Origin of the sequence: Pseudomonas sp. Ost2, from assembly GCF_018326065.1 — a bacterium.
In the GTDB taxonomy this organism is placed as follows: Bacteria; Pseudomonadota; Gammaproteobacteria; order Pseudomonadales; family Pseudomonadaceae; genus Aquipseudomonas; species Aquipseudomonas gingeri.
The window spans coordinates 3,428,125-3,452,474 of sequence record NZ_AP021904.1; the positions used below are offsets into that span (position 1 = coordinate 3,428,125).

The window sequence follows — 24,350 nt, forward strand, 5'->3', positions numbered from 1 at the left end:
TGTTTCGCCCTCATGGCTTCTGAAGATGCTCTTCGGAAATACCGTGGTGCACGGCCGATCAGGCCGTTGGTAACTGTAAATACATCAGGGAAGATAAATGAAAGTGTTGAAAATGACGCCCGGCACACCACTGGTCCGAGTGCTCGGTGACTACAAGGGCATTCTGGTCAGCGTCGGTTGTTTCACCGCCCTGATCAACCTGCTGATGCTGGTTCCTTCGATCTACATGCTCCAGGTCTATGACCGGGTGCTGACCTCGCAGAATGAAACCACCCTGGTGATGCTGACGCTGATGGTGGTCGGGTTCTTTGCCTTTATCGGGCTGCTGGAAACGATCCGCAGCTTTATCGTGATCCGCATCGGCAGCGCGCTGGAGCGCCGCTTCAACCTGCGGGTCTACCAGGCGGCGTTCGAGCGCAACCTGTTTCGTGGCGAAGGCCACGCCGGCCAGGCGCTGGGCGACCTGACCCATATCCGCCAGTTTCTCACGGGACCGGCGTTGTTCGCGTTCTTCGATGCCCCCTGGTTTCCGATCTACCTGCTGGTGATCTTCCTGTTCAACCCCTGGCTCGGGGTCTTCGCCAGCGTTGGCGCGCTGCTGTTGATCGCACTGGCCTGTCTCAACGAGTCGCTGACCAAAAAGCCATTGGGCGAAGCCAGCGGCTACTCGCAGAAATCCAGCCAGTTGGCCACCAGCCACCTGCACAACGCCGAGACCATCCAGGCCATGGGCATGCTCGGCGCCCTGCGCAAGCGCTGGTTCCAGATCCATTCGCGCTTTCTCGCCCGGCAGAACCAGGCCAGCGACACCGGGGCAATCGTCGCTTCGTTGAGCAAGTCCCTGCGCCTGTGCCTGCAATCGCTGGTGCTGGGTCTCGGGGCGCTGCTGGTGATCAAGGGCGATATGAGCGCCGGGATGATGATCGCCGGTTCGATCCTGATGGGCCGGGTACTGAGCCCGATCGATCAGTTGATCGCCGTATGGAAGCAGTGGAGTGCGGCCAAGCTGGCCTATCGGCGCCTGGACGATCTGCTGCGCGAGTTTCCCGAAGGTGCATCGCCCATGAGCCTGCCCGAGCCTCGGGGGCAGGTGGCGTTCGAGCAGGTCAGCGCCGGGCCGCCGGGCAGGCGCGGGGCGACCTTGCACCAGGTGAGTTTCCGTCTGGAGGCCGGCGAAGTGCTCGGCGTCCTCGGTTCCTCGGGCTCCGGCAAGTCGACTCTGGTACGGGTGCTGGTCGGCGTCTGGCCGACCCTGGGCGGAGTGGTGCGCCTGGACGGGGCGGATATCCATCGCTGGGACCGCAACGAACTCGGCCCGCATATCGGTTATCTGCCGCAGTCGATCGAACTGTTCAGTGGCACGGTCGCCGAGAATATCGCCCGCTTCAGCGATGCCGATCCGCAGAAGGTGGTCGCGGCGGCGGTCCAGGCCGGGGTGCACGACCTTATCCTGCGCCTGCCCCAGGGCTATGACACCGTGCTCGGCGACGATGGCAGCGGTCTGTCCGGCGGACAGAAACAGCGGGTGGCACTGGCCCGGGCACTGTATGGCGGCCCGCGGCTGGTGGTCCTCGATGAGCCGAACTCCAACCTCGATGCCGTGGGCGAGGCGGCCCTGACCGCCGCCATCGCGCAATTGAAGGCCCAGGGCAGCAGCGTGATCCTGGTGACCCACCGTTCCACTTCGCTGGTCCAGGCGGACAAGCTGCTGGTGCTCAACGAGGGGCGGATGCAGGCCTTCGGACCCGGTGCCGAGGTGCTCAAGGCGCTGTCCGCCACCGCGCAGGCCGCTACCCCTCAAGCTCCCCAAACAGCCCCGCAACCGGTTCGTGAAGTGTCCCCGGCACCGGCCGGGCTGACCCTGAGCCGACAATACAGCGCGCCGACACGGAGTAGCGGAGCATGAGCCCGGACAGCCTGATGCAGCACGACGACACCCTGGAGCGTCCCGAGCGGGACGCACGGTTTTTTGCCCGGGCCGGCTGGTGGCTGGCGCTGCTGGGCGCCGGCGGCTTTTTTGCCTGGGCGGCCCTCGCGCCGCTGGACCAGGGCATCGCGGTGCAGGGCACCGTGATGGTTTCCGGCAAGCGCAAGGCCGTGCAGTCGCTGGGCGGCGGCGTGGTCGAGCGGATCCTGGTGCGTGAAGGACAACGGGTGCACCAGGGGCAGCCGCTGTTTCGCCTCGACCAGACCCAGCGCTCGGCCGATGTCCAGTCCCTGCGGGCGCAGTACCGCATGGCCTGGGCCAGTCAGGCGCGCTGGCAGAGCGAACGGGACAATCTGGCGCAGGTGCATTTCCCGGTGGAACTGAGCGGCGATCCCGATCCGCAGCTGAGCCTGGTGCTCGAAGGCCAGCGGCAGTTGTTCAGTAGCCGTCGCGAAGCCTTTGCCCGCGAGCAGGCCGGCATCCGCGCGGGGATCGAGGGGGCCACCGCGCAACTGGCCGGCATGCGCCGGGCCCGTGCCGACATGACTGCCCGTGCCGATTCCCTGCGTCGTCAGTTGGAAAACCTCAAGCCCCTGGCGGACAAGGGCTATATCCCCAGCAACCGGTTGATGGAGTACGAGCGCCAGCTATCCCAGGTGCAACAGGACCTGGCGCAGAACACCGGCGAAAGCGGTCGGGTCGAGCAGGGGATCCTCGAGTCGCGACTCAAGCTGGCGCAGCACGCCGAGGAGTACCAGAAGGAGGTGCGCAGCCAGTTGGCCGATGCCCAGCTGAAAACCCTGACCCTGGAGCAGCAACTGACTTCAGCCCGCTTCGACCTGCAGCACAGTGAAATCAGCGCGCCGGCCGAGGGCATCGCGGTCAACCTCGGTGTGCACACCGAGGGCGCGGTGGTCCGGGCCGGCGAGACCCTGCTGGAAATCGTGCCGCAGGGCGAGCGCCTGGAAGTGGAAGGGCACCTGCCGGTGCACCTGGTGGACAAGGTGGGTAGCGCATTGCCGGTGGACATTCTCTTCACCGCCTTCAACCAGAACCGCACGCCACGGGTCGCCGGGGCCGTCAGCCTGATCTCCGCCGACCAGTTGCTCGACGAGAAGACCGGGGCGCCGTACTACGTGCTGCGCAGTTCGGTCAGCGACCAGGCCCTGGAGAAACTCAACGGGCTGGTGATCAAGCCGGGCATGCCCGCCGAAATGTTCGTGCGTACCGGTGAGCGCTCGCTGCTCAACTATCTGTTCAAACCCCTGCTGGACCGCGCGGGTTCTGCGTTGACCGAGGAATAGGATGTTCCGCCTGATGAAAAAACCGCTGTGCGTGGCCGTGGCCCTGCTGTTGTCCGTTTCCCTCGATTGTCAGGCCATGGGGCCGTTCCAGGTCTACGAGCAGGCGTTACGTAATGATCCGGTGTTTCTCGGCGCGCTGAAGGAGCGCGATGCCGGCCAGGAGAACCGCGATATCGGCCGCGCGGGCCTGCTGCCGCGGCTGTCCTACAACTACAATCAGGGCCGCAACGACTCCCGGGCGACCTACCTCAACGAGCGCGGCAACAGTCATGACGACCGGCGCTACACCAGCTCCGGTTCGACGCTGATGCTGCAACAGCCCCTGATCGACTACGAGGCCTACGCCAACTACCGCAAGGGTGTCGCCCAGGCCTTGTTTGCCGACGAGACCTTTCGCGGCAAGAGCCAGGAGTTGCTGGTACGCGTGCTGACCTATTACACCCAGGCGTTGTTTGCCGAGGACCAGATCGAGATCGCCCGGGCCAAGAAGAAAGCCTTCGAGCAGCAGTTCCAGCAGAACGAGCATCTGTTTCGCCAGGGCGAGGGCACCCGCACCGATATCCTTGAGGCCGAGTCGCGGTACGAGCTGGCCACCGCCGAGGAAATCGAGGCGCGCGACGTCCAGGATGCGGCCCTGCGTGAGCTGGGTGCGCTGATCGGCGTGCCGGCGGTCAATGTGACCGAACTGGCGCCCCTGAGCCCGGTATTCCAGTCTTTCCCCCTGGAACCGGCGAATTTCGACAGCTGGCACGAACTGGCGTTGAGCAACAATCCGACCCTGGCGTCCCAGCGCCAGGCCCTGGAGGTGGCGCGCTACGAAGTCGAGCGCAATCGCGCCGGGCACCTGCCCAAGGTCAACGCCTACGCCAGCGTGCGCAAGAGCGAGTCCGACAGCGGCAACACCTACAACCAGCGTTACGACACCAACACCATCGGCATCGAGGTGAACGTGCCGTTGTTTGCCGGCGGCGGGGTGTCGGCGTCGGTGCGCCAGGCCAGCGCCAACCTGGAGCAGGCCGAATACGAACTCGACGGCAAGACCCGCGAGACCCTGATCGAGCTGCGCCGGCAGTACAGCGCGTGCCTGTCGGGGGTGAGCAAGCTGCGCGCCTACCAGAAGGCGCTGGCCTCGGCCGAGGCCCTGGTGGTCTCGACCCGGCAGAGCATCCTCGGCGGCGAGCGGGTCAACCTCGACGCGCTGAATGCCGAACAGCAGCTCTACAGCACCCGGCGGGACCTGGCGCAGGCGCGTTACGACTACCTGATGGCGTGGACCAGGCTGCATTACTACGCCGGCACCTTGCGCGAAACCGACCTGGCCAGGGTCGATGAGGCTTTTGTGGGACGAGGGTCTTGATGAGCGCTTTCGACAGGACTTTTCACGGTGCAAATCATTGAATATGCGCGCCGCTTTTACGCGGCCCAAGTGCTCTATCGGTTTGCTTTGTGAAAAAGGATTTCATCATGCTGACAACTAACACGCCTGCTCAAACAAGCTTTGCCTACAAGTATGCCAACCATTTCAAGAAGGTGTCCGATCGTAATATGGAGCTGTTCCATCAGCAAAAGCCCTCCTATTCGAACGACCAGGCGGCAGCGGCGCTGACGGCTGGGGCAAAAGCCTTTCAGGATCTGGATGGCGATGGCAAGGTCAACATCACCTATGAATTCCTGGGGCCTGTATACGGACCGAGATTCGCCAGCCTGTTCGATCTTGACGGGTTTACCCCCTTCAATGCGCAACAGCAGGAGCAAACCAGGTCAGCCCTGCAATCCTGGTCGGACGTGGCGAATGTGAGCTTTCAGGAAGGTTATTCGGGCAGCTACGACGGTCTTCTGTATTTTGGCAACTATCGGGTCAACCATGACGACGACGGTGAAGCTGCCTTCAATCAGAACTTCTTTGGGTATGGCAATCAGTCGGCCTATGTCTGGACAAAAATCAACGCCACGTACGGTATCAACAAGGCACCCGATCTCAATAATTATGCCCGGCTGACATTGACTCACGAAACGGGGCATGCACTTGGGCTTGAACATCCCGGTGATTATCAGGCCAGCACCTCTGCATCGCCGACTTATCAGGACGATGCAGGCTATGTGCAGGATACCGCTGCTCATAGTGTCATGAGCTACTGGGGCGAAGATTACTCCGGACATGATTTCAGTGAGGATCATTCGGCGTACCTGCTGGAGAACTATTCACCGCTCGGCTTGCTGTTGGGCGCACCCATCGCGGCTGTCCGCGAGGCCTATCTGAACTATTTTTATCCCGAGGATCACCTGCGCACGCATTCGTCCGGGCCCCTGCTGGACGATATCACCGCTATCCAGATGCTCTACGGGGCCAATATGACTACCCGGGTCGATGACACGACCTATGGGTTCAATTCCAATACCGGTCGTGACTTCCTGAGTCTTGCCTCTGCCGCGGACAGGCCGTTGTTCGCGGTCTGGGATGCCGGCGGCAACGATACGCTGGATTTTTCCGGTTTCTACCAGGACCAGAAGATCAATCTCAACGAGCTGTCTTTCTCCGATGTCGCGGGCCTAGTGGGCAACGTTTCCATTGCCGGGGGCGTCACCGTGGAGAACGCCATTGGCGGTTCCGGCGATGACCTGCTGATCGGTAACGCGGTGGCCAACGACCTCAAGGGGGGCGCCGGCGACGACATCCTCCACGGTGGCGGGGGCGGCGATCGGTTCTGGGGCGGGGCCGGCGAGGACACCTTCATGTTTATCCAGGTGGCGGATTCCGCGCCTGATGCGAGCGCCCGGATCATGGATTTTACCAGTGGCGAGGACATGATCGACCTGTCCGCGATCACCGGGGGAAAGGCACTGAATTTCGTCGATGCGTTCACCGGCAAGGCGGGCGATGCACTGTTGGCTTTCGCCACGGACACCGGCCTGGGAAGCCTGGCGATCGATTTCGGCGGAACCGGAAAGGCGGATTTCCTGATCACGACGGTGGGCCGCGCCGCGGTCACGGATATCGTGGTCTGACCTGATGCACAGGAGCAGCACCCCGGGTGCTGCTCCCGCGGTTGCAGGATGCGCCGCCGACAACGCTTTCTCGACAATTTCAACAACAGAGAGGCAATACCATGGGTGTTTTTGACTATAAAAACGCGGGTTCCGAGGTCTCCAAAGCGCTGTATTCCGACGCGATGGCGATCACCTTGTACTCCTATCACAACCTCGACAACGGCTTTGCCGTGGGTTACCAGCAGAATGGCTTCGGCCTCGGACTGCCGGCGACCCTGGTCAAGGCGCTGATCGGCGGCACCGATGCGCAGGGGGTCATCCCCGGGGTTCCCTGGAACCCCGATTCGGAAAAGGCCGCGCTGGCGGCGGTGAAGGCGGCCGGCTGGACGCCGATCAGCGCCACGCAACTGGGCTACGACGGCAAGACCGATGGCCGGGGTACCTTCTTCGGTGAAAAAGCCGGCTACACCACCGGCCAGGCGGAAGTCCTCGGCAAATACGACGCCAGCGGCCACCTGACCTCCATCGGCATCTCCTTCCGCGGTACCAGCGGGCCGCGGGAGACGGTGATCAGCGACACCATCGGTGACGCGATCAATGACCTGCTGGCGGCCATCGGTCCCAAGGATTACGCCAGGAACTACAGCGCCAATGCCTTCGAGGGCCTGCTCAAGAGCGTCGCCGCCTTCGCCGTGGCCAACGGCCTGGCCGGCAAGGATGTACTGGTCAGCGGCCACAGCCTCGGCGGCCTGGCGGTCAACAGCATGGCGGACCTGAGCAAGGACCACTGGGGCGGTTTCTACAAGGAGGCCAACTACATCGCCTTCGCCTCGCCGACCCAGAGCGGCGCGGGCACCCAGGTGCTGAATATCGGCTATGAAAACGATCCGGTGTTCCGTGCCCTCAACGGCTCCAGCCTGACTCCGGCGACCCTCGGGGTACACGATGCCAACAAGGCGTCGGCCACCAACAATATCGTCAGTTTCAACGACCACTATGCCTCCGATGCCTGGAACGTCCTGCCGTTTTCCATCGGCAATGTCGCCACCTGGATATCCCATCTGCCGACCGCCTATGGCGACGGCATGAATCGCATCCTCCACTCGAAGTTCTATGACCTGACCAGCAAGGATTCGACCATCATCGTCGCCAACCTGTCCGATCCGGCGCGTGAGAAGACCTGGGTCCAGGACCTCAATCGCAATGCCGAAACCCACAGCGGGGCGACCTTTATCATCGGCAGCGAGGCCAGCGACCTGCTCAAGGGCGGACGGGGCAACGACTATCTGGAGGGCGGTGGCGGCAACGACACCTTCCGCGATGAAGGCGGCTACAACATCATTCTTGGCGGCCAGGGCAACAACACCCTCGATTTGCAAAAGTCGCTGGGCAGCGTCGATATCGCCAATGACGGCCAGGGGACCTTGTATATTCGTGATGCCCAGGGCGGGATCACCATCGCCAAGGATATCGGCACCCTGATCAGCAGTGAACCGCACCTGGTGTTCCTGACCCGGGACGTGGCCCACAAGGTCGGCAACCAGAGCCTGTCCGATGGCGCGTATGTCAGTTCGCAGGTCGGCGGCAGCGGGGCGGACACCCTGACGGCGAAGGCCCCGGGCGAATGGTTGCTGGGCAACGACGGCAACGATCACCTGATCGGCGCGGTGAAGGGCGGGAACCTGTTTATCGGTGGCGCCGGCAATGACCTGATGGATGCCAGGGGCGGCGGTAACACCTTCCTCTTCAACGGCGCCTTCGGCCAGGATCGCGTGACCGGCTTCCAGGCGTCCGACAAGCTGGTGTTCATGGGTTATGCCGACTCACAGGGGCACAACATCCTTGATCATGCCAGGGTGGTCGGGCAGGACACGGTGTTGAGCTTCGGCGCGGATTCGGTGACCCTGGTCGGGGTCGGTCTGGATACGCTCAAAGGCGCGAGCGTGGTGATCGCCTAGAGAAGCCCGGGTGCTCCCACGGTCCGTGGCGCCCATTGGGAGTTGGGTGTGAGCGATCACCCTGTGGGAGCGAGCTTGCTCGCGAAGGCGTCGGCCTGCGCGCCGCCAATGTCGGTGAATGGCCGCCGCTGGCGGTTCGCGGGCAAGCCCGGCTCCCACGGGGAGCGGGGAGGTCTTGGGAGCGGCCCACCTAGGGCCGTTTCAACAGCACGAAATCGTTCTTGTCGAAGCGCCCCCCGAGTACTGGCACCAGGGCGCCGATCGGCGAACCCTGCAGCTTCTGGAAATCCTGCTTGTCCATCACCAGCCATGCCGGGCCGGTCAAGGCCTGGAGCTGTTCGGCGGTGCCGGTGAACACTGGCTGGAGGTCTTCGTCGAGATTGACCATGAACTTGATCGCCTTCGCATCCTTGCCCATGGCGTGCAGGACCACGGGGGCCGGATCCTGATGGATCAACTGCTGGGCGGCACGGGTGAAGGTGCGGGTGTCGTAGGCGGTGCGTTGCACCGGCTCGACAATCAGAATGTAGCCGATCCACATGGCCAGTACCGCACAACCGGCCAGGCCCAGGGCGCGCCAGCGGGCCTTGAACAGCAAGGCCACGGCGACCGCCTGCAAGACGCCCAGCAGCCAGGGGGCGGCCCCCAGTGTCGGCAGCTCCTGGGGAAAACGTCGGTGCAGCATGATCATCCCGGCGATCAGCAGGCCCGGCAGGATCAGCCAGATTCCCTGGGTCAGGCCCCGCAACCAGGCGAACAGCCGGCCCTGGGTCACCTGGAAGGGGAACGCCGCGACAATGGCGATCATCGGCAGCATCGGCAGGATGTATCGGGCCTTCTTCGCCTGCGGCACGGACAGGCCGAGCATCACGATCAGCCCGGCGGCTAGGCAGTACAGCACCAGTTGCAGGGCCGCGCCGCGCGGCTGGCGACGGTTTGCCAGCAAGGCGGCGACCACCAGTACCGCCAGCGGATAGGCCAGCGCGTAATTGCCGAACGAGCTGCTGAAGTAATACAGGACATCGCTGGAACCTTCACTGCCGTCCATGCGTCCGGTGAACTGCATGCGGATCACTTCCGCGAGGAAGACGCTGCCGCCGTCGAGCCAGGCCAGCCAGAGCAGCAGGCCGATGCAGGCGACCAGCAGGGCCAGGGCTTGCAGGCCGAAGACCAGGAAACGCCGCCAGTGGCCGCCCAGCAGATAGAAGCTGCACAGCATGCCGGTGGGGATCACCAGGCCGATGGGGCCGCGAATGGCGAAGCCCAGCACCAGCAGCGCGAGGATCCAGGCAGTCCGTTTGGGCGCGGCGAAATGCTCGGCGGCGTAGCCCAGATAGAACACCGAGAAGCCGACCGCGGCCAGCATCAGGTCCAGCGAGACAGCACGGGTTTCGGTGATAAAGGTGTTGCTCAGCAACAGCAGGGCGATGCTCAGCAGCGCCCAGCGTGGTGAATAGGGTGCGACCAGCCGGTACATCAGCACCACGATCCAGGCCGCCGCCAAGGCACTGGGCAGCCAGGCCGCGAGGGCGTTGACCGTACCGAAGGGCAGGGCGAACAGCCAGACCAGGAAAGTCGAGAAGGCCGAGTAGTCGGGATAGGGTTCGCCGTAGGTGGTGGGAAAGAATCCCGGACCGTGACGGAGCATTTCCTGGGCGAACAGCACGAAGCGCGAATCGAAACCGATGGCGGCCTGCTGGTGGACTCCGGCGAGGAACAGCAGCAGGGCGATCAGGCCCAGGCCGAGGGAGTGGCGATTCAGGGTGTGGCGAGAGGCGGGGAGCAATGTCACAGTGAGGTCCTTGTCCAAGGATTGTTCCCACACCCTGCGTGGGCATGCAGTCCGTGACGCCTTGCGTCACAAAGCGGACGCAGAGCGTCCCGATAGGCATTCCCACGCGGAGCGTGGGAACGATCAACGCGGGGCGTCCCGAGGGGCATTCCCACGCGGAGCGTGGGAGCGATCAAATTGCCTTGATCAATGAATCAGCCCTGGCCGTGACGGGTCACCGGCAGATCGAGGGACGCGCCGCGACCGATGGCGAAGTAGGTAAAGCCCTTGCGCTGCATGCGATTGGCGTCGTACAGGTTGCGGCCGTCGAAGATCACCGGGGCCTTGAGGCGCTGCTGGATCCGTTCGAAGTCCGGGGCCTTGAACTGCTGCCATTCGGTGCAGACGATCAAGGCATCGGCGCCGACCAGGGCCGCTTCCGGCGTGCCCATCAGCGACAGGCCCGGCTCATCCGGGTACAGGCGCTGGGTTTCCTGCATGGCTTCCGGGTCGAAGGCCCGTACCTGGGCGCCGGCCGCCCACAGGGCTTCCATCAGCACACGGCTCGGCGCGTCGCGCATGTCGTCGGTGTTGGGCTTGAAGGCCAGGCCCCAGAGCGCGAAGGTCTTGCCCTTGAGGTCGCCCTTGTAGAACGCATTGATGCGGTCGAACAGCTTGTGTTTCTGCCGTTCGTTGATGGCTTCCACCGCCTGCAGCAGGTCGCTGGAGCAGTTGGCCGCCTGGGCACTGTGGATCAGGGCGCGCATGTCCTTGGGGAAGCACGAGCCACCGTAGCCGCAGCCCGGATAAATGAAGTGGTAGCCGATCCGCTGGTCGGCACCGATGCCCATGCGCACGGCTTCGATGTCCGCGCCCAGGTGTTCGGCCAGTTCGGCGATCTGGTTGATAAAGCTGATCTTGGTCGCCAGCATGCAGTTGGCGGCGTACTTGGTCAGTTCGGCGCTGCGCAGGTCCATGAACATGATGCGGTCATGGTTGCGGTTGAACGGCGCGTAGAGGTCGCGCATCACTTCACGGACTTCTTCACGCTCGCAGCCGATGATGATGCGGTCCGGACGCCGGCAGTCTTCCACCGCCGAACCTTCCTTGAGGAATTCCGGGTTGGAGACGATATCGAACTCCAGCGCGCGGCCGGCTTTGTGCAAGGCGGTTTCGATATGCGCGCGCAGGGTGTCGCCGGTGCCTACCGGCACGGTGGATTTTTCCACGAGAATCAGCGGTTCGAAGCGATGGCGGACCACGGCGTCACCCACCGACAGGACGTACTTGAGATCGGCCGAACCGTCCTCGTCCGAGGGCGTGCCGACGGCGATAAACAGTACCTGGCCGTGCTCGATGGCCAGTTTCTCATCGCTGGTGAAGTGCAGGCGGCCACTTTCCAGGTTGCTCTTGACCATGGTCTCCAGCCCTGGTTCGAAGATCGGAATATGGCCCTTGCGCAGCAAGTCGATCTTGTTCTGGTCAACGTCCATGCACACGACATCGTGACCGACTTCGGCCAGGACAGTCGCCTGTACCAGGCCTACATAACCGCTACCAATTACGCTGATTTTCATACGGAGTCCCTAGGACGGGGTATACGTGGAGAATTGATCGTGAGAACACCCAGGATGACCAGTGCCACCCCCAGTGTCTTGGAAAGGCTGAAGCTTTCGTGGAAGAACGGCAGGCTGGCCGCCAGCAGGTAGACCAGCGCATAGCTGACACTGAGCAGCGAGTAGGCGCGGCCCAGCGGCAGGTCGCGCAAGGCGGCGAGCCAGCAGAGCATCGACAGGGCGTAGGCGAGGATCGCCGCGCCGACCACGGCCAGCGCCACCAGGGAGACGTCGCCGGTGGTCAACGCATCCAGCCACTGGCTCGGCTCGGGCAGGCGGGTCATGCTCCAGCGCATGCCCAACTGGGCACTGCTGACCAGCAGGACGCTGGCGCCGGCGAAAGTGAAGCCACGGAACAGGTTCATAGATGCAGCCCCAGCAGTACCACGCCGGCAATGATCAGGACCACGCCGAGCCAATGACGGCGGTCGATCGATTCCTTGAACAGGTAGTGCGCCACCAGGGTGATCAGGACGAAATTCAGGCTGAGCATCGGATAGGCAATCCCGACCTCCAGCCGCTGCAGCACCAGCAACCACACCAGCAGGCCGAGGCCGAGGCTGGCCAGGGCCAGCCACAACCAGGGCGAACGCAGCTTTTCGAACATGCCCATGGAGGTCTCGCGCCAGCCTTCGACGGCGAACTTCTGGGCCACCTGGCCCAGGCACGTCAGCAGGCAGGCGCCGAGGAGAAGGATCAGGGTCATGGGGCGCTCTGCGGGAAAATCAGGATCACGATATTGCCTTCCTCGTAACGGGTGTAATCCTTGGGCAACATATCGATTTCACGCAGTTCTTCCTCGTCCTTGACGCGCATCACCACGCCGACCTGGCCTTCACGGCGGGCATCGTCCATCCAGGACTGGATCTGGGTCATGTCCCGGGTGCGTTCGGCGGCTTCCGGGTAACCGAGGCCGTACTTCAATTCGCCCTGGGTGTTGTAGAGGGTGATATCGCTACGCTTCAGGCGCCAGGCGAGGGCGGAAGCGGCCCCCAGGTCGTTGCTCAGCAGGCGCTTGCTCTTGCTCAGTTCCTGCACATGCTCGGCGATGAACTGGTCCGGCATCTTGTTGTGCACGACCACTTTGGGCATGGCCGCCGGGACCAGGGCCACCAGCAGTCCCATGCCCAGTGCCGGCAGGGCCCACCACCGCAGCGGCTTGATCAGCGACAGGGCGTTGAGCACGATCCAGCCGACGATCATCAGGCACAGCAGGCCCAGGTGGAAGGGCTCGTTGTCGTAGAACGGCTTCTTCAACTGGAAGAACACCAGCGCGGCGGCGGCGAGCAGGCCCAGGACCAGGTTGAGCAGGCTGTTGAAGCGTGGGACCGAGGTTTCGGCGCGGGTGATGCGCTCCATCAACGAGTGACCCATGAGCAGCGCCAGGGGCATCAGGCACGGCATGATGTAGGTCGGCAGCTTGCCGCGGCTCAGGCTGAAGAACGCCAGCGGCAGGAACAGCCACAGCAACAGGAACACGGTGATCCGCTGGCCGCGGGCTTTCCAGGCGTCCTTGAGGGCGACCGGGAAATAGGCCGCCCAAGGCAGGCTGGAGACCACGATCAGTGGCAGATAGAACCACCAGGGACGGTCGTGCTGGGCATCCTCGGCGGCAAAGCGACGGATATGCTCGTGCCAGAAGAAGAACCGCCAGTAGTCCGGTTCCTGCAGGTGCACGGCAATTACCCAGGGCAGGCTGACCACCGCCGCCACGAGCACCGCGACCAGGCCGTAGCCCACCAGCTCGCGAAAGCGCTTTTGCCAGATCATGTAGGGCAGGGCGATCAGCACCGGCAGCAGCAACGCCAGGAAACCCTTGGTCATGAAGCCCCAGCCACAGGCGAAGCCCAGCGCGGCCCAGGACAGCAGGCGGGCTTTTTTTGTAGTGCTGTCGATGGCGAACCACAGGGCGACGAAGCTCAGGTTGACCCAGAAGGTGAACTGCGGATCGAGGTTGGCGTAGCCGGCCTGTCCGGCGATCAGGCCGAAGCTCATGAACAGCGCGGCAGCGGCGAAGCTCTTGCGCGGATCGTTCCACAGCCGTCCGGCCAGCAGATAGACCAGCAGCACGCTCAGGCCGGTGCTCAACGCCGAGGCGAAGCGCACGCCGAAGAAGTTATGGCCGAAGATCGCCTGGCCGAGAGCGATCATCCAGTAGCCGGCGATCGGTTTCTCGAAGTAGCGCAGTTCCATGAAGTGCGGCGCGGCCCAGTGACCACGCAGGAGCATTTCCTGGCCGATCTGGGCGTAGCGGGTTTCATCCGGGATCCACATGCCGTTGGTGGCCAGCGGCGCCAGATAAAACAACAGGAAAGCGAGGAACAGCAGTGGCAAAGCCCAGCGTCTGGTCATCCCTGCTGTACCCCCAGCCAGCCTTCACGGCCACTGAGGGTGCCACGCACCAGTTGGCCCTCGGGCAATCTGTCCAGCTGTGCCGGCAGCAGGTTGACCAGGGGTTGGAACTCAATATTACGTGCGCTGGCTTGAGCCAGTAGCTGACGGAAATCGTTTGCCATCAGAATCCCTTCTACTTCTGCGTGAATGGTGTAGACGTTCAGTCGTGCCGGGCTGAACCGGTCGAGAATGAACGCGTTGAAATCTTTCGCGGCCAGGTCCGCGCCCACGACTTCGTCGAAGGTCGGCAGGTCCACGGGTATCTGTGGAGTGCCCGGGCTGCCATCCGCCAACCTTGGCAGAAACAGACCGTGCCCCCGGCAATCGCTGTTGTAGCGAAAGCCGAAATGCTCCTTGGCTTGCACGACGCGCTCGTCCGCCCGCCAACCGGCGGTGGCCGAACATTCGACGGCTTGCCCGGTGATATCGCTCAGGCAATCGACGCCGCGACGGATCTGTTCGATCAGTTCGGCCTCGCTCCAGCGTCCGGCATTGGCCTGCCAGCCATGGTGATCCCAGGCGTGCAGGCCGACTTCATGGCCGGCGGCCAGGGTCTGGCGCATCAGATGCCCCAGGTCCCGACCGATCGGCTTGCCCGGCCAGGCGGTGCCGGCCAGCAAGATGTCCCAGCCGTAGAGGCTGGCAGCCTTGGAGCGCATCATCTTCAGGAAGAACTGCGGCTTGATGAGGCGCCACAAGTGGCGCCCCATGTTGTCCGGTCCGACACTGAAGAAGAAGGTCGCCTTGACCTGGGCCTCGTCGAGCAGTTCCAGCAACCGCGGCACACCTTCACGGGTGCCGCGATAGGTGTCCACATCGATGCGAAGTCCAGCCTGCATCAGCGCTTGTCCGCGATTTCGAGCATGGCTTCACGCAGGAAGAAATCCAGGGTGTTGCCGATGGTTTCGCTCATCTCGACGGTCGGCACCCAGTTCAGCAGGCGCTTGGCGTTTTCGATGCTTGGCTTGCGGTGCTCGACGTCCTGATAGCCGGCGCCGTAGAACGCCTTGCTCTCCACGTCGCGGAAACCGGCGAACGGAGGGAAGTTGCCGCGCAGCGGGTGGGCTTCGAACTGGCGCAGCAGCTCTTCGCCCAGCTGGCGGATGCTGGCTTCGTTGTCCGGGTTACCGATGTTGATGACCTGGCCGTTGCAGCTGTCGTTCTCGTTGTCGACGATGCGGGCCAGGGCCTCGATGCCGTCGGCGATGTCGGTGAAGCAGCGTTTCTGCTCGCCGCCGTCGAACAGGCGGATCGGCGTGCCTTCCACCAGGTTCAGGATCAGCTGGGTGATGGCACGGGAGCTGCCGATACGCGCCGAGTCCAGGCGGTCCAGGCGCGGGCCCATCCAGTTGAACGGACGGAACAGGGTGAAGTTCAGGCCCTTGGCACCGTAGGCCCAGATCACGCGGTCCAGCAGTTGCTTGGAAACCGAGTAGATCCAGCGTTGCTTGTTGATCGGGCCAACGATCAGGTTCGAGGTGTCTTCGTCGAAGTTCTTGTCCTGGCACATGCCATAGACTTCGGAGGTCGACGGGAAGATCACGCGCTTGTTGTACTTGACGCAGTAGCGGACCAGCTTGAGGTTTTCCTCGAAGTCCAGTTCGAATACGCGCAGCGGGTTGCGGGTGTATTCGATCGGCGTGGCGATAGCCACCAGCGGCAGGACTACATCGCACTTCTTGATGTGATATTCGATCCACTCGGAGTGGATGCTGATATCGCCTTCGACGAAGTGGAAGTTCGGATGGCTGCGCAGGCGTTCGATGGCATCGGAACCGATGTCCAGGCCGTAGACATCGTACTTGTCGTCACGCAGCAGGCGCTCGGACAGGTGGTTGCCGATAAAGCCGTTGACGCCCAGGATCAGTACGCGGGTACGACGTGGCTTGCGGCCCGATTCGGCACCACGCAGCACGGAACCGTCGACCAGGCCCAGCTCGTTGGCCAGTTGCGGGCCGCTGAGGAACAGGCCGTTTTCGTTGCGCTGGCCGGCGTTGATCACCAGCGAGTCTTCACCACAGGCGATACGCAGCGGGTCGACGCTGATCACGCGACCTGGCGCCAGGCCTTCGTTGCCCTTGACGACATCGGCGCCCCAGACGATCAGCTTGTGCTCGCCCACGGCGCAGAACGCGCCCGGATACGGCTTGGTGACCGCGCGAACGAGGTTGAACAGCTCTTCGGCAGGTTTGCTCCAGACCAGTTTGCCGTCGGCCGGGGTACGACGACCGAAGTAGGTGGCCTTGGATTCGTCCTGGGCGGTTTCGCTCAGCTTGCCCTGGGCCAGTTGTGGCAGGGCATCGCGCAGCAGGTTGGCGGCGCTGTCACGCAGCTTGGCGTGCAGGCTCAGGGCGGTATCGGAACGCTCGATGGCGACACGGTTCTGCGCCAGGATGCCACCGGCATCGGCACGCTTGACCATGCGGTGCAGGGTCACGCCGGTTTCGGTTTCGCCGTTGACCAGCACCCAGTTGGCCGGAGCGCGGCCGCGATAACGTGGCAGCAACGAGCCGTGCAGGTTGAACGCACCGTTCCGGGCGGTGGCCAGCAGCTCTTCGCTGAGCAGGTTGCGATAGTAGAAGGAGAAGATGAAGTCCGGGCTCAGTTTGGCGATGCGCTCGATCCACAGTGGGTGGTTGGCGTCTTCCGGTGCATGGACCGGGATACCCTTGAGTGCGCACAGTTGGGCAACGGAACCGTAGAAGGCGTTTTCCTTCGGGTCGTCGGCATGGGTAAACACAGCGGCAATTTCATAACCTGCGTTCAGCAGGGCTTCGATGCCTGCGCAACCGATATCGTGATAGGCGAAGACGACAGCTTTCGGATTCATGATGCGACCTGATTGGAGGTAGTAGTAGAAGAGGTTTCAGTAGGGGCGCTGCTGGAAGAGGGCTGGCTGCGCACTACTTTTTCGATGAAGAAGCGTGGGCGGGCGCGGACATCGCTGTACATGCGGCCCAGGTACTCGCCCAGCAGGCCCATGCCGATGAACTGGCCACCGGTGAACACGAACAGCACGGCGAACAGGACGAAGGTACCGTCGCCGGCCCAGGCGGCGCCGAAGATCAGGCGCAGGACGATCAGCATCAGCGCGAACAGCGCACCGAGACCGGCCATGCTGAAGCCGATGATGCTCAACAGCCGCAGGGGCGTGGTGGTCATGCAGGTGACCAGGTCGAACATCAGGTTGATCAGGCGCATCGGGCTGTATTTCGAGTCGCCGTGCTCGCGCTCGGCGTGCTGCACCAGCACCTCGGTGGTGTGGCGGGCGAAACTGTTGGCCAGGATCGGGATAAAGGTGCTGCGCTCGCGGCAGGCGAGCATGGCGTCGACGATGCTGCGGCGGTAGGCGCGCAGCATGCAGCCGTAGTCGCTCATGGCCACGCCGGTGGAGCGCTGCACGGCCAGATTGATCAGGCGCGACGGCCAGCGGCGCAGGGCCGAGTCCTGGCGGTTGTTGCGCACGGTACCGACCACGTCGTAACCCAGCGCGGCCTGTTCCACCAGGCGCGGAATCTCTTCCGGCGGGTTCTGCAGGTCGGCGTCCAGGGTGATCACCACGTCGCCGGTGGATTGTTCGAAACCGGCCATGATCGCGGCATGCTGGCCATAGTTGCGATTCAGGATCACGGCAACCACCGGGCTGCCTTCGCGTTCGGCGGCTTCCTGGAGAATGTCGGCGGAACGATCGCGGCTGCCGTCGTCGACCAGGATGATTTCGACGTCCTGGCTCAGTTGTGCACACGCCGCTTCGGTACGACGCAACAGCTCGGGCAGGCTCTGCTCTTCGTTGTAGACCGGTATGACGATCGAGACGCGCTGGATTGGATAAGGTTTCAAAGGCTTCTTTCCAGAATGGTTTCAGTAGTGCAGACGATGATCTGTGTCATCGTGTGGCAGGTCGGATTTGTATACGCGCAAATCGACCTGTGCCAGTCACGGCGGCCGACACGGGACAAACCCGTGGGAGAATACCGAATACATGAACTGACATACGGCGATTAAAGCCTAAAATCGTCAAAGGTAAAGGTGTGTAGCAGCGTTATGTGCATGATTTTTCATCAAATCCCTGATGTAGGGGCGTGGACAGCGTCTACGTTAAACGTAGAAATGTGAAAAGCCTATGAAAGATGGATCAACAACGTGTCCTTTTTGACATATAGACAGGGTTTATTCAGGAAATGGTGAACCAGTACACGCCGCGTAACTGGCAGCCCCACGAGCGCCCCAGCCTGCCTGGCTCACCGTCGACCCCGTTGCATTCGACCCGCAAGCGCTGGGCCTATGCGCTGGTCGGGCTGCTGGTGGCGTTGACCGGTGGGCTGGGCAACTCCCTGGTGATTGCCAACCTGCCTTATCTGCAGGGGGCGCTGGGGGCCACCACCGCGGAAATGGCCTGGCTACCGGCGGCCTACGTGATGACCAATGTCTCGATGAACCTGCTGCTGGTGAAGTTTCGCCAGCAGTTCGGCCTGCGGGCGTTTACCGAGGTGTTCCTGGTGCTCTATGCCCTGGTGACCTTCGGCCACCTGTTCGTCAACGACCTCAGTTCGGCGATTGCCGTGCGGGCGGCCCACGGCATGGTCGGCGCGGCGCTCAGCTCGCTCGGCCTGTACTACATGATCCAGGCGTTTCCGGCGAAGTGGCGGCTCAAGGCCCTGGTGCTGGGCCTGGGCACCTCGCAACTGGCCTTGCCCCTGGCACGGCTGTTTTCCGAGGACCTGTTGCAGATCGCCGAGTGGCGCGGGCTCTATCTGTTCGAACTGGGCCTGGCGCTGGCGGCGCTGGGGTGCGTGTTTCTGCTCAAGCTGCCGCCGGGAGATCGCTTCAAGACCTTTGAAAAGCTGGATTTCCTCACCTTCGCGGTGCTCGCCAGCGGTGTGGCCCTGCTGTGTGCGGTGCTGTCCCTCGGACGCATCGACTGGTGGCTGGAGGCGCCCTGGATCGGCATCGCCTCGGCCGGTTCGATCATCCTGATCCTGGCCGGGCTGGCCATCGAGCATAACCGCAGCAACCCGATGCTGATGACCCGCTGGCTCGGCAGCGGGGCGATGATTCGCCTGGGGCTGGCGGTGATCCTGATCCGCATGGTGTTGTCGGAGCAGTCCACCGGCGCGGTGGGGTTCCTGCAGGCGTTGAACATGGGCAGCGAGCAGATGCGCAGCCTGTATCTGGTGATGCTGGTGGGGAGCATCGCCGGACTGGCGGTCAGCGCGCTGACCATCCATCCCGATCATCTGTTCATGCCGTTGATCATTTCCCTGGCGCTGATGGCGGTCGGTTCCTCCATGGACAGCTTCTCGAACAACCTGACCCGCCCGGCCAACATGTATTTCAGCCAGTTCCTGCTGGCGTTCGGCGGAACCTTCTTCCTCGGGCCGACCATGGCCCTGGGCACCCGCAACGTCATCACCAATCCACGCAACCTGGTGAGCTTCTCGGTGCTCTTCGGGATCTGCAACAATCTTGGCGGCCTGATCGGCTCGGCATTGCTCGGGACTTTCCAGGTGGTGCGCGAGAAAATCCATTCCAGCAACATCGTCGAGCACCTGACCCTGCTTGACCCGCTGGTGGCCGCGCGGGTGCAGGGCTCCGCCGCCGGCTATGCCTCGACTATCTTCGATCCGTCCCTGCGCACCACCCAGGGCATGCGCGCCCTGGCCACGGCGGCGACCCGTGAGGCCAACGTCCTGGCCTATAACGATGTGTTCATGTTGATTGCCGTGATCGCCGTGCTCACCATGTTGTGGATCTTTGCCCGCAGCCTGTGGTTGATGAGTACCACGCGGCGGATCGCCCGTAATAACGTCCCACCTTCCACCTCCAGCAGCGGTGCCACCTCACAATGACTGAACCTGCAACCACCACCAACGCCATTGCTGCCACTCCCGAAGGCGTCACGCCGCCAGGGGCTTCATCGACCGAACCGCGTTCGCTGCGGGTGCGGATCATCTCGTCACTGGGGTTTGCCGCGATTGCCATCGTCGGCGTGCTGATCGTGCTCTATGCCTGGCAGTTGCCGCCGTTCAGCAGCGCCATCGAAAGCACCGAGAACGCCCTGGTGCGCGGGCAGGTCACGCTGATCGGGCCACAATTGAGCGGTTATGTGTTCGAAGTGCCGGTGCAGGACTTCCAGTTCGTCAAGGCCGGTGATCTGCTGGTGCGCCTGGATGACCGGATCTACAAGCAGCACCTGGATCAGGCGCAGGCCCAGTTGGCGGTGCAGAAAGCCGCCCTGGCGAACAACCAGCAGCAGCGGCGCAGTGCCGAGGCGACCATCGCCCAGCGCCAGGCCGCGCTCGACAACAGCAAGGCCCAGGCCCGCAAGAGTGCCGCGGACCTGGAGCGCAACCAGGCGTTGATCGCCGATGGCTCGGTTTCCCGCCGCGAACTCGATGTGACCCGCGCCGACAATGCCCAGACCCAGGCGGCAATCGCCCAGGCCCAGGCCGCGCTGGAGATTTCCCGGCAGGACCTGCAGACGGTGATCGTCAATCGAGGTTCCCTGGAGGCGGCGGTGGCCAGTGCCGAGGCCGCGGTCGAGCTGGCGCGCATCGACCTGTCCAACACGCGCATTATTGCCCCGCGCGATGGGCAACTGGGGCAGATCGGCGTGCGGCTGGGGGCCTATGTCAACTCCGGTGCGCAACTGATGGCCCTGGTGCCGGACCGGCAGTGGATCATCGCCAATATGAAAGAGACGCAGATGGCCGATGTGCGCGAGGGGCAGGCCGCGAGCTTTACCGTCGATTCGCTCAATCACCGCCGCTTTACCGGGCGGGTCCAGCGCATCGCGCCGGCCACCGGATCCGAGTTCAGCCTGTTGCAGGCGGACAACGCCACCGGCAACTTCGTCAAGATCGCCCAGCGGGTGCCGGTACGGATCACCGTCGATCCCGGCCAGGAAGACGCCCGGCGGTTGAGGCCGGGCATGTCGGTGGTGGTGAGCATCGATACCCGCAGCGAGTTGAAGGCGGTCGAGGACGACGCGTTCTGAGCGCTCTGCCGTGGCGGGCGGGTTATTTCGCGGCCGTTCGGTTGATCGCCTCCATCAGGCCGTCGATCCGCTCCAGCTGGGCCCGGTTGTCATGGTCCCAGGGATGGAAGCCGGGCTTGAAGTAATCCAGCCACGGCAGGGCGATTCGTGGAAACACTCCGCGCCAGCCGAACAGGTACTTGACCATGCGCCACAACCCTTGCCAGTGATGACCGGCCTTGCGGTCGGCGATCAGCAGGCGCACATGGAAGTCGAACACCACCAGCCAGAACAGCAGCGTGGTCGAGAGCATGGCCCCGGTGCGCAACAGGTAGCGTTTCGGCCCTGGCTTGATCACGCTGTTCCAGACATCGAAGGCCACCGATTTGTGCTCGGTTTCCTCCAGGGCGTGCCAGGTCCACATCTGCCGATAACCCTCGACGGAATCGCCGAAGCGGCTGGGATCGCGTAACAGCAGGTCGGCCAGCATCGCCGTGTAGTGTTCCAGGGCAATGGTGATCGCCAGGTTGAAGGACGGCGCAAAGTGTTTTTTCTGGAAGTCGAGGATGAACCGCAGGCGCCGGTCCAGCTTGTGCGCGGGCAGGCCGGCGGCTTGCAGCAGGTCGTTGTAGCGCACATGTTCGCGGCTGTGCATGGCTTCCTGACCAATGAAACCCTGGATCGCCTGGCGTAATTCGGGGTCGTGCACCTGGTCACGGTAATGGCGCACGCTGTCCATGAAGAACAGTTCGCCAGAGGGAAACAGCAGGGACAGGGCATTGAAGAAATGGGTGACCCAGGGCCCCTCGGCATGCCAGTCCTTGATGCGTTCGGCAGGCAGTTCGGGGTGGATGTCGCGACGGATCGGCAGCATGGCTGGCACTCCTGGAATTGCGGTTGGGGGCGTTCAGATCCCGCCCGAGTCCTTGGCGTCGTAGGCCGCGGTCTTGTTCTTGTGCCTGCCCAGGGGCGACAGGCGCCGGGTGATCCACACCACCAGGGCTTGGTAGGCGCCGGGCAGCAGGCGCACGAACAGATCCAGCGCGTGGGCGTCACGTCCGACCAGCACGCGCCGGCGGTTCTTGCGCACCCCTTGCAGGATCACCCGGGCAGCCTGTTCGGGGCTGGTGATGAACAGCTTCTCGAAATCCGCCCGGGCCTGTTGCTCGTTGTCGATCAACAGACCCTTGACGTTGTCGCTGATCCGCGTCGAGCGGGCGATGTCCGTGCGGATACCGCCCGGATGGACGCTGGTGGCCGAGACCCCGTACCCCATCAGGTCGAGTTCCTGGCGCAACGCCTCGGTAAAGCCGCGAACCGCGAATTTGCTCGCGTTGTAGCCGCTCATGCCCGGTTGGGCGAACAGCCCGAACACGCTCGAGGTATTGATGATGTGCCCGTCGCCGGACTGCTTGAGGTAGGGCAGGAACGCCTGGGTGCCGTGGACCACGCCCCAGAAGTTGATGCCGATGATCCACTCCAGGTCTTCCAGGCTCATGCCTTCGATGGTGCTCGACAGCGCCACGCCGGCGTTGTTGAAGATCAGGTTGATGCCGCCGTGTTCGGCAGCGGTCGCGGCGGCCCAGTCGAACATGGCCACGCGATCGGCTACATCCAGGACCTGCGAGGTGATGCGCAGCGGCAATAGCGCGGCGGCCCGGGCGAGGGCCTGGGTCTGCTCCAGTCCCTGGGCGTTCTTGTCCGCCAGCGCCAGGTGACAGCCCTCGCGGGCCAGGGCAATGGCCAGGGCGCGGCCCATGCCGGAACCGGCGCCGGTGATGGCGGCGACCTTGGCGTCGAATGTCTTCATGAGTGACTGCCTCGTGCGGGTTCGATGGCGGTTGCGGTCGAGGTGGCCGCGGCGGCGGGCGGGTGGAGTGCTCCCGAGGTGAGGTAGTCCCTGAGTTCGAAACTCCGGGTGACTTGCCGGAAGCGCCAGGTGGAGCCCGGCCACAGCGTGGTGTTCTTGCCGGTGCGCGGGTCCAGGTACCAGCTGCGGCAGCCGCCGGTGGACCAGATCGCCCGCTTGAGCTGCTGCTGCAGTCGGCCGTTGTACTGGCTTTCAACCTGCGGCTTGACCTCCAGCGCGTCGATCCGCCGGTCGCGCATCTGTTTCAGGGCCTGGAGGATGTAGTCGACCTGGGCTTCGATCATCAGGATCATCGAGTTGTGGCCCAGGCCGGTGTTCGGGCCGATGATCATGAAGAAGTTCGGGTAGCCGGGCAGGCAGGTCCCCAGGTACGCATGGGCGCCATCGGCCCAGGTATCCAGGATATCGACGCCCTGGCGACCGATCAGCAGGCCACGGGGCAGGGGCTCGGTAGCCTGGAAGCCGGTACCGTAGATCAGGCAGTCCACGGGATGGCGCACGCCGTCGGCGGTCACCACGGCATCGGCTTCGACCCGCAGCACGTCCTGGCTCACCACTTTCACATGGCTGCGGGTCAGCGACGGGTAATAGTCATTGGAGATCAGGATGCGCTTGCAGCCGATGGTGTAGTCGGGGGTCAGGGTGGCGCGCAGGGTCGGCGCCGCGACTTGCTTGTGCAGATGCCGCAGGGCGATTTTCTGCACCACCTTCATCAGTTTCGGCTGGTGGGCAAAGGCGATGACCCGGCTTTCGAGCATCCAGTAGATGGCCGAGCGAGCCAGGCGCTGGGTGAAGGGCAGGTGCTTGAACAGCCAGCGCTCGGCGCGCGACAGCTCGCGGTCGGGCTTGGGCAGGATCCACGGCGGCGTGCGCTGGAACAGCGTGAGGTGCGCCACCCGCGGGGCGATCTGCGGCACGAACTGGATGGCGCTGGCGCCGGTGCCGATCACCGCGACACGCTTGCCTTCCAGGGGATACTGATGATCCCAGTGCTGGGAGTGAAAGCTTTTGCCGGCGAACTGCTCCAGTCCCGGGATGTCCGGAAGTGCCGGACGCGACAGCCCGCCCATGCCGGAGACGAGCACCCGGGCGCTGACTTCGCGGCCGTCGCAGAAGCGCAGGTGCCAGCGCTGCCGCGCCTCGTCGAACACGGCTTTGTCCAGCCCCATGTTATAGCGCAGGTGCGGTTCGAGCCCGAAATCCCGGGCGCAGCGCTCCAGATAGGCACGTATCTCCGCCTGGGGCGCGAATTGCCGACTCCAGTCCGGATTGGGCGCGAAGGAAAAGGAGTAGACGTGGGACTGCACGTCGCAGGCGCAGCCGGGGTAATGATTGTCGCGCCAGGTGCCGCCGAGCGAACCGGCCCGTTCGGCGATAAAGAAGTCGGCCATTCCGGCCTGCTTGAGCTTGATGGCCATGCAAAGCCCGGCGAAACCGGAGCCGATGATGGCGATATCCACGGATTCGCAGCCTGCGGGGGTGACGAGTACGCATTCATGGTGTGTACCTCGATTGTGGCGACGCCTGGCATTCAGTTTCGTCGCTG

Annotated in this window: 18 protein-coding genes; 7 read left to right on the forward strand and 11 right to left on the reverse strand. The window is 63.6% G+C overall.

The window, feature by feature from the left end:
* Positions 1-97 precede the first annotated feature (97 nt).
* The 5 genes from KI243_RS15215 (at position 98) to KI243_RS15235 (ending at position 8,177) form a co-directional block, all read left to right on the forward strand.
* The gene (locus KI243_RS15215; RefSeq protein ID WP_017127332.1) at positions 98-1,906 is read left to right on the forward strand and encodes a type I secretion system permease/ATPase; all 1,809 of its coding nucleotides are present in this window, start codon (positions 98-100) and stop codon (positions 1,904-1,906) included.
* A complete protein-coding gene (locus KI243_RS15220) occupies positions 1,903-3,231 on the forward strand; it encodes an HlyD family type I secretion periplasmic adaptor subunit (protein ID WP_212811095.1) in 1,329 nt (442 codons plus the stop codon). Before KI243_RS15215 ends, KI243_RS15220 begins: the two co-directional genes overlap by 4 nt.
* Positions 3,232-3,244: 13 nt before the next feature.
* On the forward strand, positions 3,245-4,588 hold the full coding sequence (locus tag KI243_RS15225; RefSeq protein ID WP_244861869.1) for a TolC family outer membrane protein: 1,344 nt from the start codon (positions 3,245-3,247) through the stop codon (positions 4,586-4,588).
* 188 nt (positions 4,589-4,776) lie between these two features.
* Entirely contained in the window at positions 4,777-6,237 is a 1,461-nt protein-coding gene (locus KI243_RS15230) for a M10 family metallopeptidase C-terminal domain-containing protein (protein WP_244861896.1), read from the forward strand.
* 101 nt (positions 6,238-6,338) lie between these two features.
* Positions 6,339-8,177: a polyurethanase A gene (locus tag KI243_RS15235; protein WP_017127328.1), complete on the forward strand. Its 1,839-nt coding sequence runs from the start codon at positions 6,339-6,341 to the stop codon at positions 8,175-8,177.
* A 190-nt stretch (positions 8,178-8,367) separates the two neighbouring features.
* On the opposite strand, the gene KI243_RS15240 is transcribed toward KI243_RS15235, so the two are convergent.
* From KI243_RS15240 to arnC, 8 genes are all read right to left on the reverse strand, one after another.
* Positions 8,368-9,969, reverse strand: coding sequence for a glycosyltransferase family 39 protein (locus tag KI243_RS15240; RefSeq protein WP_212811096.1), 1,602 nt, complete (start codon positions 9,967-9,969; stop codon positions 8,368-8,370).
* A 194-nt stretch (positions 9,970-10,163) separates the two neighbouring features.
* The gene (locus KI243_RS15245) at positions 10,164-11,525 is read right to left on the reverse strand and encodes a UDP-glucose/GDP-mannose dehydrogenase family protein (protein ID WP_103032698.1); all 1,362 of its coding nucleotides are present in this window, start codon (positions 11,523-11,525) and stop codon (positions 10,164-10,166) included.
* Positions 11,522-11,929 (reverse strand): 4-amino-4-deoxy-L-arabinose-phosphoundecaprenol flippase subunit ArnF, encoded by a 408-nt coding sequence (gene arnF / locus KI243_RS15250; protein WP_017127326.1) that lies wholly within the window; start codon positions 11,927-11,929, stop codon positions 11,522-11,524. Before arnF ends, KI243_RS15245 begins: the two co-directional genes overlap by 4 nt.
* Positions 11,926-12,270, reverse strand: coding sequence for a 4-amino-4-deoxy-L-arabinose-phosphoundecaprenol flippase subunit ArnE (arnE, locus tag KI243_RS15255; RefSeq protein WP_177082294.1), 345 nt, complete (start codon positions 12,268-12,270; stop codon positions 11,926-11,928). Before arnE ends, arnF begins: the two co-directional genes overlap by 4 nt.
* Complete coding sequence (gene arnT, locus KI243_RS15260) at positions 12,267-13,916, reverse strand: lipid IV(A) 4-amino-4-deoxy-L-arabinosyltransferase (RefSeq protein WP_212811097.1); 1,650 nt, start codon at positions 13,914-13,916, stop codon at positions 12,267-12,269. Before arnT ends, arnE begins: the two co-directional genes overlap by 4 nt.
* A complete protein-coding gene (gene arnD, locus KI243_RS15265; protein WP_017127322.1) occupies positions 13,913-14,797 on the reverse strand; it encodes a 4-deoxy-4-formamido-L-arabinose-phosphoundecaprenol deformylase in 885 nt (294 codons plus the stop codon). Before arnD ends, arnT begins: the two co-directional genes overlap by 4 nt.
* Complete coding sequence (gene arnA / locus KI243_RS15270) at positions 14,797-16,788, reverse strand: bifunctional UDP-4-amino-4-deoxy-L-arabinose formyltransferase/UDP-glucuronic acid oxidase ArnA (protein ID WP_017127321.1); 1,992 nt, start codon at positions 16,786-16,788, stop codon at positions 14,797-14,799. The genes arnD and arnA overlap by 1 nt, the downstream gene beginning before the upstream one ends.
* Entirely contained in the window at positions 16,785-17,798 is a 1,014-nt protein-coding gene (gene arnC / locus KI243_RS15275) for an undecaprenyl-phosphate 4-deoxy-4-formamido-L-arabinose transferase (RefSeq protein ID WP_103032700.1), read from the reverse strand. The genes arnA and arnC overlap by 4 nt, the downstream gene beginning before the upstream one ends.
* A 344-nt stretch (positions 17,799-18,142) precedes the next feature.
* Here arnC and KI243_RS15280 point away from each other — a divergent pair, with 344 nt between their 5' ends.
* Entirely contained in the window at positions 18,143-19,807 is a 1,665-nt protein-coding gene (locus tag KI243_RS15280; RefSeq protein ID WP_042935970.1) for an MFS transporter, read from the forward strand.
* Positions 19,804-20,955 (forward strand): HlyD family secretion protein, encoded by a 1,152-nt coding sequence (locus KI243_RS15285; protein ID WP_177107285.1) that lies wholly within the window; start codon positions 19,804-19,806, stop codon positions 20,953-20,955. The genes KI243_RS15280 and KI243_RS15285 overlap by 4 nt, the downstream gene beginning before the upstream one ends.
* A 22-nt stretch (positions 20,956-20,977) precedes the next feature.
* On the opposite strand, the gene KI243_RS15290 is transcribed toward KI243_RS15285, so the two are convergent.
* Genes KI243_RS15290 through KI243_RS15300 form a run of 3 tightly spaced genes read right to left on the reverse strand, consistent with a single transcriptional unit; the run spans position 20,978 to position 24,222 of the window.
* Positions 20,978-21,808, reverse strand: a complete 831-nt coding sequence (locus KI243_RS15290) for a metal-dependent hydrolase (RefSeq protein WP_017127319.1) — start codon at positions 21,806-21,808, stop codon at positions 20,978-20,980.
* Positions 21,809-21,841: 33 nt separating this feature from the next.
* Complete coding sequence (locus KI243_RS15295) at positions 21,842-22,744, reverse strand: SDR family oxidoreductase (protein ID WP_177107284.1); 903 nt, start codon at positions 22,742-22,744, stop codon at positions 21,842-21,844.
* A complete protein-coding gene (locus tag KI243_RS15300) occupies positions 22,741-24,222 on the reverse strand; it encodes an NAD(P)/FAD-dependent oxidoreductase (protein WP_244861897.1) in 1,482 nt (493 codons plus the stop codon). The genes KI243_RS15295 and KI243_RS15300 overlap by 4 nt, the downstream gene beginning before the upstream one ends.
* Between the last annotated feature and the right edge of the window lie 128 nt (positions 24,223-24,350).

Coding starts and splice junctions, on each gene's coding strand:
- arnF (WP_017127326.1), bottom strand. CDS start 11,929: ATGAACCTGTTCCGTGGCTTCACTTTCGCCGGCGCCAGCGTCCTGCTG.
- KI243_RS15220 (WP_212811095.1), top strand. CDS start 1,903: ATGAGCCCGGACAGCCTGATGCAGCACGACGACACCCTGGAGCGTCCC.
- KI243_RS15215 (WP_017127332.1), top strand. CDS start 98: ATGAAAGTGTTGAAAATGACGCCCGGCACACCACTGGTCCGAGTGCTC.
- arnA (WP_017127321.1), bottom strand. CDS start 16,788: ATGAATCCGAAAGCTGTCGTCTTCGCCTATCACGATATCGGTTGCGCA.
- KI243_RS15290 (WP_017127319.1), bottom strand. CDS start 21,808: ATGCTGCCGATCCGTCGCGACATCCACCCCGAACTGCCTGCCGAACGC.
- KI243_RS15300 (WP_244861897.1), bottom strand. CDS start 24,222: ATGGCCATCAAGCTCAAGCAGGCCGGAATGGCCGACTTCTTTATCGCC.
- KI243_RS15245 (WP_103032698.1), bottom strand. CDS start 11,525: ATGAAAATCAGCGTAATTGGTAGCGGTTATGTAGGCCTGGTACAGGCG.
- arnT (WP_212811097.1), bottom strand. CDS start 13,916: ATGACCAGACGCTGGGCTTTGCCACTGCTGTTCCTCGCTTTCCTGTTG.
- KI243_RS15235 (WP_017127328.1), top strand. CDS start 6,339: ATGGGTGTTTTTGACTATAAAAACGCGGGTTCCGAGGTCTCCAAAGCG.
- KI243_RS15285 (WP_177107285.1), top strand. CDS start 19,804: ATGACTGAACCTGCAACCACCACCAACGCCATTGCTGCCACTCCCGAA.
- KI243_RS15230 (WP_244861896.1), top strand. CDS start 4,777: ATGGAGCTGTTCCATCAGCAAAAGCCCTCCTATTCGAACGACCAGGCG.
- arnD (WP_017127322.1), bottom strand. CDS start 14,797: ATGCAGGCTGGACTTCGCATCGATGTGGACACCTATCGCGGCACCCGT.
- KI243_RS15295 (WP_177107284.1), bottom strand. CDS start 22,744: ATGAAGACATTCGACGCCAAGGTCGCCGCCATCACCGGCGCCGGTTCC.
- arnE (WP_177082294.1), bottom strand. CDS start 12,270: ATGACCCTGATCCTTCTCCTCGGCGCCTGCCTGCTGACGTGCCTGGGC.
- KI243_RS15225 (WP_244861869.1), top strand. CDS start 3,245: ATGAAAAAACCGCTGTGCGTGGCCGTGGCCCTGCTGTTGTCCGTTTCC.